A 13,739-nucleotide genomic window follows, 5' to 3' on the forward strand; every position below is an offset into this window, starting at 1 on the left:
ACTGGGGGACGTGACCAGCCACGACGCAGCCCCGCAGCCCGCCGACGCCCTCGAGGTGTCGATCACGGACGAGTTCATCACCCTCGGCCAGCTGCTCAAGCTGGCCAATGTCGTCGACGACGGGGCGATCGCCCGCGAGGTCATCCAGGCCGGCGACGTGGAGCTCGACGGCGAGGTCTGCACGCAGCGTGGCCGGAAGGTCCGCCCGGGCCAGGTGGTGGGGACGCCGGTGGGGCGGATAGTGGTCCGCGCCGGCTGAGGCTCAGGCGGTGAGGCTGCCGCCCTCCAGCGTGACCTTCGACTGGTGGGCGACCCGCTCCTCCTCGCTCATGCCGCCCCAGACCCCGTAGGGCTCCTTGACCGTCAGGGCGTGCTCGCGGCACTGCTCGATCACCGGGCAGCGGTTGCACACCGCCTTGGCCCGCTCCTCGCGCTTTCGGCGCGGGGCGCCCCGCTCGCCCTCGGGGTGGAAGAAGTGCTCGGGGTCCGTTGTGCGGCACACGCCCTCGAACTGCCACTCCCAGTGGTCGGCGACCGGGCCGATCTCGCTGATTGCTCGGTCCATGTCGTGCTCCTCGGCATCGGGTCTCGAAGGGGATGGTCGTCTGTCCACCCCCGGTGTGTCCACTCCCGGTGTGTCCCCCCCCCCGGTGTCGTCCGGGCAGGTACCCACCTCGGGGGTGAATCATGCCTGCTCGTTCAGTGATCTATGTCATATGCGCGGCGCCGGTAGGATTCCGCCATGGACTCCTCGGACGACTTCGCACCCACCGGCCTGACGTACGACGACGTTCTGCTCCTCCCGCACGAGAGCGACGTGATCCCCAGCGAGGTCGACACCGGTTCCCGGGTCACGCGCAACATCCGGGTGAACGTCCCGCTTCTCTCGGCGGCGATGGACACGGTCACCGAGGCCCGGATGGCGATCGCCATGGCGCGGCAGGGGGGCATCGGCATCCTCCACCGCAACCTGTCCATCGAGGACCAGGCGGCGCACGTGGACCGGGTGAAGCGCTCCGAGAACGGCATGATCACCGACCCGGTGACCACCACCGTCGACGCCACCCTGGCCGAGGTCGACGAGACCTGTGGCCGCTTCCGCGTCTCCGGCCTGCCCGTGGTCGACGCGGACGGCGTGCTGGTGGGCATCATCACCAACCGTGACCTGCGCTTCGAGACCGACATGCAGCGCCCGGTCGGCGAGGTCATGACGCGCATGCCGCTGGTGACCGCCCCGGTCGGGGTGGACAAGCACGAGGCCCTGGGCCTGCTGGCCGAGCACAAGATCGAGAAGCTCCCGCTGGTGGACGAGGCGGGGCGCCTCCGGGGGCTCTTCACCGTGAAGGACTTCACGAAGACCGAGCAGTACCCGCTGGCCACGAAGGACGACGCCGGCCGGCTGCGCGTGGGCGCCGCCGTGGGCTTCTGGGGGGACAGCTGGGAGCGCGCGATGGCGCTCGTGGAGTCGGGCGTGGACCTGCTCGTGGTCGACACCGCGCACGGCCACTCGCGCGGTGTCTGTGACATGGTGGCCCGCCTGAAGGTCGAGACCTCCGCCCGGGGGGTGGACGTCATGGCCGGCAACGTGGCTACCCGCGCCGGGGCGCAGGCCCTGGTGGACGCCGGGGCGGACGGCATCAAGGTGGGCGTGGGGCCGGGCTCCATCTGCACCACGCGCGTCGTGGCCGGGGTGGGTGTGCCGCAGGTGTCGGCCATCCACGAGGCCGCGAAGGCGGCGGGTCCGGCGGGCGTCCCGGTGATCGGGGACGGTGGCCTGCATTACTCCGGGGACATCGCCAAGGCCCTCGTGGCGGGGGCCGACGCGGTGATGGTCGGCTCGCTCCTGGCCGGCTGCGAGGAGTCGCCCGGCGAGATGATCTTCATCAACGGCAAGCAGTACAAGAGCTATCGCGGCATGGGCTCGTTGGGGGCCATGCAGTCGCGCGGCCGGGGCGTCTCCTACTCCAAGGACCGCTACTTCCAGGGCGACGTCTCGGACGACGACAAGGTGATCCCCGAGGGCATCGAGGGCAAGGTGGCCTATCGCGGTCCGCTGGCCGCGGTGGTGTACCAGCTGACCGGTGGCCTGCGGCAGTCGATGTTCTACGTGGGCGCTCGCACCATCCCGGAGGTGAAGACGAACGGCCGGTTCGTGCGGATCACCTCGGCCGGGCTGGCCGAGTCGCACCCGCACGACGTGCAGATGGTCATGGAGGCGCCGAACTACTCCAGGGGCTGACGACTAGGCTGGGCGCGTGAACGAGATCGAGATCGGCCGGGGCAAGCGGGCGCGGCGCGCCTATTCCTTCGAGGACGTGGCGGTGCTGCCGAACCGGCGCACGCGCGACCCCGAGGAGGTGTCGACCGCCTGGCAGATCGACGCGTACCACTTCGACCTGCCGGTCATGGCGGCGCCGATGGACTCGGTGATGTCCCCGCAGACCGCGATCGAGGTGGGCCGCCTCGGTGGCCTGCCGGTGCTCGACCTGGAGGGCCTGTGGACCCGCCACGAGGACCCCACGGGCCTCCTGGAGGGCATCGCGGCCGCCGCTCCCGAGGACGCCCGGGCGGTGCTCCGCGAGGCCTACGCCGCGCCGATCCAGCCGGATCTCATCCGGGCGCGGATCGCCGAGCTCCGGGCCGCGGGGATCACCGTGGCCGGTGCCCTCACGCCGCAGAACACCAAGCAGTTCTGGCGGGACGTCGTCGAGGCCGGGGTGGACCTGTTCGTCATCCGCGGCACCACGGTGTCGGCCGAGCACGTCTCGAGCCAGTCCGAGCCGCTGAACCTCAAGCGCTTCATCTACGAGCTGGACGTCCCGGTGATCGTCGGCGGTGCGGGCACGTACACCGCGGCCCTGCACCTCATGCGCACCGGTGCGGCCGGCGTCCTCGTCGGCTTCGGCGGCGGGGCGGCGCACACCACCCGCCTCACGCTGGGCATCCAGGCGCCGATGGCGACGGCCGTGGCCGACGTGGCCGCCGCCCGCCGCGACTACATGGACGAGTCCGGCGGCCGGTACGTCCACGTCATCGCCGACGGGTCGATGGGGCGCTCCGGTGACGTCGTCAAGGCGGTCGCCTGCGGCGCCGACGCGGTGATGCTGGGGGCAGCCCTGGCCCGGGCCGAGGAGGCCCCGGGGCGTGGCTTCCACTGGGGCGCCGAGGCGCACCACGTGGCCCTGCCCCGCGGCGAGCGCGTCGCGGTCGGCACGGTGGGCTCGATGGAGGAGATCCTCCTGGGGCCGGGGAACCACGCCGACGGCACCACGAACATGATCGGCGCCCTGCGCCGTGCCATGGCCACGACCGGGTACTCCGACCTCAAGGAGTTCCAGCGGGTCGAGGTCGTCCTGTCCGACTACAAGGGGTCCTGAACCGTGCAGAACTCGTCCGCCCTGGCGCGCCGGGGGCGCGCCGTCCGTTCCGTCGCCCTGCTGGCCGCCCTCGGCCTGGGGCTGAGCGCCTGCAGCGGTGGGGAGGAGTCCGCCGAGGGTGGCTCGAGCGCCCCGGAGGGGTCCGCCAGCGCCACCGGCAGCCCGTCGGAGGGCAGCTCCTCGCAGGGTTCCGGACAGGAGCCCGGGAGCAGCCAGGGGACAGGATCCTCCTCCGGAGCGAACGAGTCCGGCGGGGAGGGCTCCCCCTCGTCGGGCGGGGGTGCCGCCGCCACCGCTGGTCCGAGCAAGCCGGAGAAGCCGGCCAACGAGACCTTCCTGCGTGAGGTCGACGTCGTCAAGGGCGACATCCGCCCCAAGTCCGTCGTGGCCAACGACCACGGCAAGGTCATCGCGAACAACATGATGTACCAGCACACGATGACGGTCTACGACGCCACCTCGCACGAGCTGCTGCACACCATCAGCGACTCGGTCGACGCCGAGGAGATGGGCGTCGAGGGGTCCTCCGGCACCGTGGAGGGCGCCCCGGTGGAGGCCGCCTTCACCGAGGACGGTGCCACCGCCTACGTGACGAACTACCAGATGTACGGCGACGGGTTCACCCCCCACGGCGGGGACCTGTGCGAGAAGGGCGAGGTCACCGACCACGGGTACATCTACGAGGTCGACGTCGAGAAGGGGGCCGTGAAGCGGGCCTTCGAGGCCGGCGCGGTGCCCAAGTACGCGGCGCTCAGCCCGGACGAGAAGACCCTGCTGGTCTCCAACTGGTGCGACTTCGACCTGTCGGTCATCGACACCGAGTCCGGCCAGGAGACCGGGCGGATCCCGCTGGGCCGCTGGGCCCGCGGCATCGACTACGCCCCGGACGGCACAGCCTTCGCCACGGCCATGGGCACCCCGAACGTGTACCGGATCGACCCCGAGGCCGGGACCTCCGAGGTCTTCGCCACCCCGGGCGACCGGATCCGTCACGTGTCGGTCTCCCCGGACGGCAAGTACCTGTACGTCGTGGCCTCCGGTGCCTACAAGCAGTTCGAGACCAGCCGCATCAGCAAGCTCGACGCGAAGACCGGCAAGGTCCTGGGACAGGTGCACACCGGCAACGAGCCGCGCTCCATGGACGTCTCCGGGGACGGCACGGCGCTGTACGTCGTGAACTACTACAGCGACACCATGAGCAAGATCGACGCCGAGACCATGGAGGTCGTCCAGGAGGAGCCGACCGGGCACCACCCGATCGGCATCACCTACGACGACTCCACGCACAAGGTGTGGGTGGCCAGCTATGTCGGGTCGATCCAGGTCTTCGACGACACCGCGGACAGCGCACAGGGCGCATCCGCCGGGAAGTGAGCGCCCCGCAGGCGGGGGTCTGGGGCTACTGGCTGCGCACCCCCCGGTGGTGGGCGCTCACCCTGCTGGTCGTCCTCCTGGCCGTGGGCTTCTATCGGCTGGGGCTGTGGCAGCTGCACAACGCCACCTCGAACGCGCAGCAGGAGGTGGCCGAGGCGGCGCGTGCCCGCCCCGTCGTCCCGGTCGACGAGGTGGTGCCGGCGGGGGAGTCCTTCCCGGCGGCCGAGCGGGGCCGGACGGTCACCCTGGAGGGCGAGTTCACCGGTGAGCAGTTCATGGTGCCGGAGCGACGGCTCGACGAGCGGACCGGCACCTGGGTGCTGGCCCGGGTGGAGTCCGAGGGAGGCGTGGACACCGCGGTCCTCCGCGGCTTCGTGCCCGGCCCCACCCCGGAGGAGGTCCCCCCGCTGCCGGACGGGTTGCAGGACGCCCCGGTGACCGTGCGCGGCCAGCTCGAGGCCAGCGAGGAGCCGCTGGCCACCACCGGGCAGCCGGAGGGGGTGCTGGGGAGCGTCGACCTGGCCTGGCTGGCCAACCAGTGGGACGGGCCGGTGCGCTCGGCCTGGCTGTTCGGGCTGGAGGCCACTGGTGAGGAGGGCCAGGAGATCCCGCTGCGTGCGGGGAGCATGGAGGTCGTGCCGGCCCCGCCGCCGGAGGCGGCCGGGCTGGACTGGCAGAACGCCGGCTACGCGATCCAGTGGTGGCTCTTCGCGCTCTTCGGGATCTGGGTGGCCTGGCGCATGCTCCAGGACGATGCCTCCCGCGCGGCCGCGACCGGGTCCCCCGAGCACCCCGGTGGGGCCCCCTCCGAGGGGGCCGGGGATAGGGTGCAGCCGTGACTGCTCCGATCATGCGACCCACCAGCGCCGACGACCCGACGATCCGCACCAAGCTCAAGGTGTGGCAGGTCCTGGCGGTCATCGAGTCGCTCGCCCTGATCATCCTCATCGGTGTGATGGTCGCCAAGTACGGCTTCGAGATGGAGCGCCTCTCGGCGATCTGGTCGCCCATCCACGGCTTCATCTTCATGGCCTACGCGCTGGCCACGGCGATCCTGTGCTTCGGGCTGAACTGGGGCATCGGGCGGATGCTGTGGATCATGCTCTCGGGCTGCATCCCCTTCTGGTCCTTCGTCATGGAGCGCAAGGTCACCCAGGACGCGCGGCTGCAGATCGACGGTGCCCTGCTGGCGGGGACCGACGCGCGCACCGCCGCGCCGCGCACCTCGCGCTGAGACGGCTCCCGGACTTCAGTACCCTTGGCGCCCGTGAGCGCCCTTCAGGAGAACCCCGTCCTCGTCGTCGACTTCGGAGCCCAGTACGCGCAGCTCATCGCGCGACGGGTCCGGGAGGCCGACGTCTACTCCGAGGTCGTGCCGCACGACATGCCGGCCGCCGAGGTGCTGGCCAAGCGGCCGGCCGCCCTGATCCTCTCCGGCGGCCCGTCGTCGGTCTATGTCGAGGGCGCCCCGCGCCTGGCCGAGGGTCTGCTCGAGGCCGGTGTCCCGGTCCTGGGCATCTGCTACGGCTTCCAGGCCATGACCCAGGCCCTCGGGGGTGAGGTGGCGAAGACCGGTCAGCGGGAGTACGGACACACCGCCGCGCGGGTCGTGACCGACTCGGTGCTCTTCGCCGAGCAGCCCGCCGACCAGTCGGTGTGGATGTCCCACGGCGACTCCGTGACCCGGGCCCCGGAGGGCACCACCGTCACCGCCTCCACCGAGGGCACTCCCGTGGCGGCCTTCGAGGACCACGAGCGTCGCGTCTACGGCGTGCAGTGGCACCCGGAGGTGCTGCACTCCGCCCAAGGTCAGCAGGTGCTGGAGCGCTTCCTGCGCCAGGGGGCCGGTATCGAGGGCCGCTGGACGCCGGGCCATGTCATCGACGAGCTGGTGGAGGGAATCCGCGCCCAGGTGGGGGAGGGCCGGGTCATCTGCGCGCTCTCCGGGGGCGTGGACTCCTCGGTGGCCGCGGCCCTGGTGCAGAAGGCCGTCGGGGACCAGCTGACCTGCGTCTTCGTCGACCACGGCCTGCTGCGCGCCGGCGAGCGCGAGCAGGTGGAGACCGACTTCGTGGCCGCGACCGGGGTGGACCTGGTGACCGTGGACGCGGTCGACCAGTTCCTCGACGCCCTGGCGGGGCAGACGGACCCGGAGACCAAGCGCAAGATCATCGGCCGCGAGTTCATCCGTACCTTCGAGCAGGCGGCGCGGGACATCGTGGCCGGCCGGGCCGGGGAGAACGCCGACGACGAGCACCCCGTGAAGTGGCTCGTGCAGGGCACGCTCTACCCGGACGTCGTGGAGTCCGGTGGGGGCGCGGGGACGGCCACCATCAAGTCGCACCACAACGTCGGCGGCCTGCCCGACGACCTGCAGTTCGGTCTGGTGGAGCCGCTGCGCATGCTCTTCAAGGACGAGGTGCGCGCGATCGGTCGCGAGCTCGGGGTGCCGGAGGCCATCGTGGCCCGGCAGCCCTTCCCGGGCCCGGGCCTGGGCATCCGCATCATCGGCGAGGTGACCGCCGACCGGCTGGAGACCCTCCGGGCCGCGGATGCCATCGCCCGCGAGGAGCTGACCGCCGCCGGTCTGGACGACACCATCTGGCAGTGCCCGGTGGTCCTGCTCGCCGACGTCCGGTCGGTGGGTGTGCAGGGTGACGGCCGCACCTACGGCCACCCGATCGTGCTGCGCCCGGTGAGCTCCGAGGACGCGATGACCGCCGACTGGACCCGTCTGCCCTACGAGGTGCTGGAGCGCATCTCCACCCGCATCACCAACGAGGTCGACGAGGTGAACCGCGTGGTGCTGGACGTCACGAGCAAGCCGCCGGGCACCATCGAGTGGGAGTGAGGGGTCGGCCGCGGTGACGGCTGACGACGGTGGGGCCCGGGATCCATGGATCCCGGGCCCCACCGTCGTTCCCGGCCCCCTGAGGCGACATGTGTAGAGTTAGCGTATGGGAAAGCCACTGCGTCGAACGCCGGCCATGCGTGCCGTGCTGGCCTGTCTGGCTGGTGCGTCGGGGCCGGTCTGGGGCCTGCTCGTCGTTCGCGAGACCGGGCGGCCGACCGGCACCGTCTACCCCCTGCTGGATCGCCTGGAGCGCGCCGGGATGCTGGAGTCCCACTGGGACGAGTCCCCGCGGCCGGGGGCTCGCCGCCGCCTGTACCGCCTCACGCCCGAGGGCCGGCAGGTGGCGCGCCAGGTGCAGCGCGACGCCGCGGAGCAGGCCGTGGGCGAGCGGGATGCCGCGAAGGGGCTGGGGCGACCGGGACCGGGGTTGAGCGGGGCCGGGGCGTGAGGACCTGGGCCCGCGCCTGGGTGCACGTGATGGTGCCTCGGGTGGATCGTGGACGCTTCCTCGAGGAGTGGCAGGCGAACGTGCAGGGTGCTGAGGAGCTGGGCCTGGCCACGGCGGAGGTCGAGGGGGCCGCTGTGCGGCAGGCCCTGCGGCAGCGGGAGCGCTGGGTGGTGGAGTCGCTGGCCCTGGAGCACGGGGTGGGCGCTGCAGTGCTCTGGTGGCTCGTCGCCGTCTTCCTCGTCGTCGGCACCGGCGTGAACGGTGCGTTCGCGCTCGTCCTGCTCGGGTTGCTCCAGGGGTGGGTGGTCACCCGGAGCGAGCACCGGACCGGGCTCCTCGCGGTCCTGCTCGTCGGAGAGCTGCTGGGCACGGTGGTCGGCGGCCGGCTCTTCGGGATGGGCATCACCGCGGCGGACGACCCGGCGCCCGACCCCTGGTACCTCAGCCTCTGGTGGCCCCTGTTGGGCCTGGGTGCGCTGTGCTTCCTGGTGTTCTGGGCGGTCGTCGCACTGGAAGTGCGCCGTCAGGCCCTCACCGAGGCCGCGCGGGCGTAGGACTCAGCCGTCCGTCGGCGCGCGGCCGGCCCGGCCGGCGGTGAGGATCCAGGCGGCACCGGCCACGAGCCCGGCCGGCACGTGGAGCACGTTGGTGAACAGGCTGAAGAGCAGCACCGCGGCCGAGGCGGCCGCCGGCTGGGCCCCTCCGGCCAGCAGGACGGCCAGGGCTCCGGTCTCGGTGACGCCCATCGACCCGGGGGTGATCGGGAAGGCGGTGAGGAGGCGTCCGACGGCGTAGGCGGCGAAGGCCTGCACAGGGGTGACCTCCACGCCCATGTATCGCAGGCAGAGCCAGAAGACGACGGCGAAGATGCCGAGGAACCCGGCCATGCCGGCGGTCATGGTCCACCCGCCGTTGCGCACCGTGGCGGCCAGGTGCTCGCGGAGCTCCAGGGCGGTGCCCCGGACGTCCTGCCGGGTGACTCCGGTGCGGGAGGCGAAGGGGGCGGCGAAGAACCCGATGAACGAGCCGATGCCGCCGGCCACCCGGCGGGAGGCCACGGCGAGCACGAAGCCGAGCAGGAGGACCCCGCCGGCCCCGCCGCCGATGCCGATGGAGAGCACCACCTGCTGCGGCAGCTGACCCACGGCCTCGTACATCATCCACACCGCGGCGATGAGTGGCAGCGCCGCCCGGCCGAGGATGTTCCACACCCCGATGACGGTGAGGGCGGAGGAGACCTCCTTGTTGTTGAACCCCCAGGAGCGGAACATCGCGTAGGTCGCCCCCACGCCGACCGCGCCGCCGAGGGGGAAGGTCGTGGAGATCATCGTGCCCACGAGGTTCGAGATCACCGCGTGGTGGGTGCGCAGGCCGCGGATGGAACCGGTCATCACGAGGGTGTAGGCCAGCACGCCCAGGGTGGTCAGGCCGGTCAGCCAGGCGATGTCCGTCCAGGTGAGCCGCGCGAGCTGGTGCCCGATCTGGGCCCAGGTGGTGTCGGCGATCCAGGGCAGTCCCCACACGATGATGATGCCGGCGATGCCGAGTCCCAGGAAGGCCGAGATGATGCGCGCGGGGGAGAGCGTGGCGCCCTGCGGGGCGAGGTCCTCGTCCGAGAGGTGGGCTCCGGTGGGATGCGCGGCAGGTGTGTTCATCGCCGCACATCATGACGTACCGCGTCCGGGGATCCCGTGCACCCGTGGTGGGATGGGTGCATGGACCCCTCCGACCTGCACCGCCCGGACCCGACCGGGCCGATCCCGCTGTACGTGCGCGTGGGGGAGGTGGTGCTGGCCGTGGGGCACGGTGTCGACCCCACCTGGCTGGCCCGGGAGCTGGGGGCGCCGGCCGTGGAGGGTGCCTCGCCGCAGGTGCTGGCGGCGGACCTCGTCGAGGCTCCGGGGCCGGAGGGGGCGCAGCTGGAGCGCCCGCTGGTGCTGGACTACTCGGAGGGCTTCGACCCGCAGGACCTGCCCGCCCCCTCGTCACCGGGGATGGTGGTGGAGCTGGAGGAGCCGGTGCGGCGCCAGCGGGTGGCCACCCACGCCGTCGTGCTCTCCGACGACGGGCAGCGGCTGCTGCTCACCGGCTTCTTCGACACGTACACGGAGACGGACTTCTGGACCTGGCCGGGCGGCGGCATCGACCCGGGGGAGACGGTTCCGGAGGCGCTGGAGCGGGAGCTCTGGGAGGAGACCGGGCACGAGATCACCGGGGCGGTGCCGGTGACGGTCCTCTCCTGGGGTGCCCGGGGGACGACCGGGGACGGCCAGGCCGAGGACTACCACGGGCTGAGCGTGTTCTGGGCGGCCCGCGTGCCGGAGGAGCGGGAGCCGGTGGTGCACGACGTGGGTGGTTCGACCAGCAGCGCCGAGTGGGTGGGGCTGGACGACCCGCGGGTCACCGAGCGGCACGCGGACAACGCGGTGCTCGTGGAGCGGGCGCGGCGCGCGCTGGGACTGGGCTGACGGTGCTCCCGCCGGGCCGTGCCGCGGCCGGTGGTTCAGGCGGGGCGTGGCCGCGTCAGAAGATGTTCCAGAGGGAGGCCACGAGTACGTCGAGCACGGCCAGGCCTCCGGCGGCGTTGCGCATGGACTGCGCCTCGTCGCCGCGCCGCTCCTTGGAGGCGGCCACCTCGGCCAGCCCGGCCACGATGAGGGCGATGACGAGCTTGATCCCGATCTTCAGGTGGTCCACAGCGTAGAGATCGGCCATCTCGGCCAGCCCGACGAGCGCCAGACCGGAGAGCAGCTGGATCCGCGCCCCCCACACCATCACCGTGTTGATGACGTCGGTGCGCAGGCTGACGAGCCATCCGCCGACGAGGGCCGCCATGCCGAGCAGGTGCAGGGGGACGACGAGCTCGTACAGGGTCTCCATGCGGTCAGTCTAGGAAGGCCTCCGGTGACCGGCCGGCGGGGTCGGTGGGGCGTCGGTGGGCGCACCTACGATGGCCCCACCATGAGCAACCCCTTCGCGCAGCTGGACCTCTTCGACCCCTCCGACGACGAGCAGGAGGACGGCGGGGGCGCTGCCGGCGCGTCCTCGGGGGTGGGCGCCGACGGGGTCCCGGACTGGGCACGCTCCGGGGAGGCCCCGCCCACGCTGGGGGCCGCCCGCCCCCGCCCGGCGCGCGACGGGGCACCGGAGACCGACGAGGAGACCCTGCTGGGTGGGCTGAACCCGCAGCAGCGGGAGGCGGTGCTGCACTCCGGGGGGCCCTTGCTCATCATCGCCGGGGCGGGGTCCGGCAAGACGCGCGTGCTGACCCACCGCATCGCGCACCTGCTGCGGCACCGGGGCGTGCACCCGGGGCAGGTACTGGCCATCACCTTCACGAACAAGGCCGCGGCCGAGATGCGGGAGCGGGTGGAGGAGCTCGTGGGCCCCGCTGCACGAGCGATGTGGGTGTCGACCTTCCACTCGGCCTGCGTGCGGATCCTGCGGCGGGAGGCGAAGACGATCGGGCTGCGCTCCACCTTCTCCATCTACGACGCCGCCGACAGCCAGCGGCTCATCAGCCTGGTGCTGCGCGAGCTGGACCTGGACCCGAAGCGCTTCCCGCCGCGGGCCGTGGGGGGCCGGATCTCGAACGCGAAGAACGAGCTGGTGGACGCCGAGGAGTTCGCCGCCACCGTGAGCGAGAACAACCCCTACGACCGGGCGATCGCGGACGTCTACACGCGCTACACGCAGCGGCTCCGGGAGGCCGGGGCGCTGGACTTCGACGACCTCATCATGATGACGGTCAACGTGCTGCAGGCCTTCCCGGAGATCGCCCAGCACTACCGGCGGCGCTTCCGCCACATCATGGTCGACGAGTACCAGGACACGAACCACGCGCAGTACGTCCTCGTCCGCGAGCTCACCGGTGGGGCCGGGGCCACCGGGGTGCCCGAGCCCGGGAGCCCCGCCGCGCAGGAGGCGCACGTGCTGCCGCCGGCCGAGCTGTGCGTGGTGGGTGACGCCGACCAGTCGATCTACGCCTTCCGCGGGGCGACGATGCGCAACATCATCGAGTTCGAGACGGACTACCCCGAGGCCCGCACGATCCTGCTGGAGCAGAACTACCGCTCCACGCAGAACATCCTCAGCGCGGCCAACCAGCTCATCGAGCGCAACCAGGGGCGGCGGGCGAAGAGCCTGTGGTCCGAGGCCGGTGCCGGGGAGAAGATCGTCGGCTACGTGGCCGACGACGAGCACGACGAGGCGACCTTCGTGGCCGAGCGGATCGACGCGCTGGTGGACGCCGGGGACGCGGTCTACGGCGACGTCGCGGTCTTCTACCGGACGAACGCCCAGTCGCGGGCGCTGGAGGAGGTCTTCGTCCGGGTGGGGCTGCCCTACCGCGTGGTCGGGGGCACCCGCTTCTACGAGCGGCGCGAGATCAAGGACGCCCTGGCCTATCTGCGGGTGCTGGCCAACCCGACGGACACGGTCAACCTGCGGCGGATCCTCAACGTGCCCAAGCGGGGCATCGGGGACCGCGCCGAGGGGGCCCTGCTGGCCCTGGCGGAGCGGGAGCGGATCCCCTTCGTGGCAGCGCTCGGCCGGGCGGAGGACGCCCCGGGGCTGGCGACGCGCTCGCTGCGGGCGATCGAGTCCTTCGTCTCCCTGCTCGAGGCGCTGCGCACCGTGGCCGACGGCGGCGGGGGCGTGGCCGACGTGCTGGAGGCGGTGCTGGAGCAGACCGGGTACGCCCAGCAGCTGCGCGAGTCGGACGACCCGCAGGACGAGAGCCGGCTGGAGAACCTCGCCGAGCTGGTGAGCGTGGCCCGGGAGTTCGACGAGGCCGCGGCCGACCCGGACCAGCCGACCGTCCCGGCCGGGGAGGGGACCGAGCAGCTGGCGGCCTTCCTGGAGCAGGTCTCCCTGGTGGCCGACACCGACGCTGCCGACGAGAACGCCGAGCAGGGCGTGGTGACGCTCATGACCCTGCACAGCGCGAAGGGCCTGGAGTTCCCGGTGGTCTTCCTCACCGGCCTGGAGGACGGGACCTTCCCCCACGTGCGCTCGCTGGAGGACCCCGAGCAGCTGGAGGAGGAGCGGCGGCTGGCCTACGTGGGCATCACCCGGGCCCGGCAGCGGCTCCACCTCTCGCGGGCCTCGGTGCGCTCGGCCTTCGGGTCCCCGCAGTACAACCCGCCCTCCCGCTTCCTGGGCGAGCTGCCCGAGGAGCTGCTGCACTGGGAGCGCGAAGGTTCCACCACGGCGCACCGGGCGGTGAGCCAGCCGGCGGTGGCGCGTCTGGCGGGGCGGATCGCTCCGGAGCGGGCGAAGAAGGTCGTCGCGCTGGAGGCCGGGGACCGGGTCACCCACGACTCCTTCGGTCTGGGCACCGTCGTCCGGGTGGACGGTGCGGGCGAGAAGGCGATGGCGCACGTCGACTTCGGTGGCGAGCTGGGGACCAAGCGCCTGCTGCTGCGCTACGCCCCCGTCGAGAAGCTCTGAGCCGCTGGCCTCCCCGCACCCCGCGACTCCCCACCGTGGTGTGGCGCGGGGGAGCGCTTCTCGCGCGGGGAGGGGCCGGGGCGTGACGCGGGGAAGGGCTCGGGCTCGGTGCGGGAGGGGGCTGGGGTGCGGTGGGGGTTCGAACGTGCCCGCGGGGGCGGGCCAGGTGACGCTCGGCACCGAAAAACCATTAGAGTCGTCGGTGGACGGCTCGCGCCCGCGGGCCACCAGAAAT

14 protein-coding genes are annotated in these 13,739 nt (G+C 72.3%); 11 read left to right on the top strand and 3 right to left on the bottom strand.

The features are described from left to right. The first annotated feature begins 10 nt into the window (after positions 1 to 10). Entirely contained in the window at positions 11 to 259 is a 249-nt protein-coding gene (locus CFT82_RS07040; RefSeq protein WP_200815089.1) for an RNA-binding S4 domain-containing protein, read from the top strand. A gap of 3 nt (positions 260 to 262) precedes the next feature. Here the strand turns inward: CFT82_RS07040 and CFT82_RS07045 are convergent, their stop codons facing one another. Further along, a complete protein-coding gene (locus CFT82_RS07045) occupies positions 263 to 565 on the bottom strand; it encodes a WhiB family transcriptional regulator (RefSeq protein WP_200815090.1) in 303 nt (100 codons plus the stop codon). 177 nt (positions 566 to 742) lie between these two features. On the opposite strand from CFT82_RS07045, the gene guaB reads away from it, so the two are divergent. The 8 genes from guaB to CFT82_RS07080 all read left to right on the top strand — a co-directional run bounded on the left by guaB (position 743) and on the right by CFT82_RS07080 (position 8,607). Further along, the gene (gene guaB / locus CFT82_RS07050; protein WP_088818395.1) at positions 743 to 2,239 is read left to right on the top strand and encodes an IMP dehydrogenase; all 1,497 of its coding nucleotides are present in this window, start codon (positions 743 to 745) and stop codon (positions 2,237 to 2,239) included. Between the two features lie 16 nt (positions 2,240 to 2,255). Continuing rightward, positions 2,256 to 3,377 (top strand): GuaB3 family IMP dehydrogenase-related protein, encoded by a 1,122-nt coding sequence (locus CFT82_RS07055; protein ID WP_088818396.1) that lies wholly within the window; start codon positions 2,256 to 2,258, stop codon positions 3,375 to 3,377. Between the two features lie 3 nt (positions 3,378 to 3,380). Continuing rightward, the gene (locus CFT82_RS11550) at positions 3,381 to 4,751 is read left to right on the top strand and encodes a YncE family protein (RefSeq protein WP_143469543.1); all 1,371 of its coding nucleotides are present in this window, start codon (positions 3,381 to 3,383) and stop codon (positions 4,749 to 4,751) included. Further along, on the top strand, positions 4,748 to 5,590 hold the full coding sequence (locus CFT82_RS11555) for an SURF1 family protein (protein ID WP_159461886.1): 843 nt from the start codon (positions 4,748 to 4,750) through the stop codon (positions 5,588 to 5,590). Before CFT82_RS11550 ends, CFT82_RS11555 begins: the two co-directional genes overlap by 4 nt. Continuing rightward, entirely contained in the window at positions 5,587 to 5,985 is a 399-nt protein-coding gene (locus CFT82_RS07065) for a DUF3817 domain-containing protein (RefSeq protein WP_143469548.1), read from the top strand. The genes CFT82_RS11555 and CFT82_RS07065 overlap by 4 nt, the downstream gene beginning before the upstream one ends. Positions 5,986 to 6,018: 33 nt before the next feature. Next, positions 6,019 to 7,602 carry a glutamine-hydrolyzing GMP synthase gene (gene guaA / locus CFT82_RS07070; RefSeq protein ID WP_088818398.1) on the top strand — a complete coding sequence of 528 codons (1,584 nt, stop codon included), beginning with the start codon at positions 6,019 to 6,021 and terminating at the stop codon, positions 7,600 to 7,602. Positions 7,603 to 7,708: 106 nt separating this feature from the next. After that, positions 7,709 to 8,053 carry a PadR family transcriptional regulator gene (locus tag CFT82_RS07075; protein WP_200815091.1) on the top strand — a complete coding sequence of 115 codons (345 nt, stop codon included), beginning with the start codon at positions 7,709 to 7,711 and terminating at the stop codon, positions 8,051 to 8,053. A gap of 41 nt (positions 8,054 to 8,094) precedes the next feature. Then, positions 8,095 to 8,607 carry a hypothetical protein gene (locus CFT82_RS07080; RefSeq protein WP_143469550.1) on the top strand — a complete coding sequence of 171 codons (513 nt, stop codon included), beginning with the start codon at positions 8,095 to 8,097 and terminating at the stop codon, positions 8,605 to 8,607. Positions 8,608 to 8,610: 3 nt separating this feature from the next. Here the strand turns inward: CFT82_RS07080 and CFT82_RS07085 are convergent, their stop codons facing one another. Then, the gene (locus CFT82_RS07085) at positions 8,611 to 9,708 is read right to left on the bottom strand and encodes a lysylphosphatidylglycerol synthase domain-containing protein (RefSeq protein WP_088818401.1); all 1,098 of its coding nucleotides are present in this window, start codon (positions 9,706 to 9,708) and stop codon (positions 8,611 to 8,613) included. Between the two features lie 60 nt (positions 9,709 to 9,768). Between CFT82_RS07085 and CFT82_RS07090 the strand changes: the two genes are divergently transcribed. Continuing rightward, positions 9,769 to 10,521, top strand: a complete 753-nt coding sequence (locus CFT82_RS07090) for an NUDIX hydrolase (RefSeq protein ID WP_088818402.1) — start codon at positions 9,769 to 9,771, stop codon at positions 10,519 to 10,521. Between the two features lie 55 nt (positions 10,522 to 10,576). Here CFT82_RS07090 and CFT82_RS07095 read toward each other — a convergent pair whose 3' ends face one another. Beyond that, entirely contained in the window at positions 10,577 to 10,933 is a 357-nt protein-coding gene (locus tag CFT82_RS07095) for a hypothetical protein (RefSeq protein ID WP_088818403.1), read from the bottom strand. 81 nt (positions 10,934 to 11,014) lie between these two features. On the opposite strand from CFT82_RS07095, the gene pcrA reads away from it, so the two are divergent. Then, a complete protein-coding gene (pcrA, locus tag CFT82_RS07100) occupies positions 11,015 to 13,504 on the top strand; it encodes a DNA helicase PcrA (RefSeq protein ID WP_088818818.1) in 2,490 nt (829 codons plus the stop codon). The last annotated feature ends 235 nt before the right edge of the window (positions 13,505 to 13,739 follow it).

The sequence above is a fragment of the Kytococcus aerolatus genome, assembly GCF_900187395.1.
GTDB classification, from domain to species: Bacteria; Actinomycetota; Actinomycetes; order Actinomycetales; family Dermatophilaceae; genus Kytococcus; species Kytococcus aerolatus.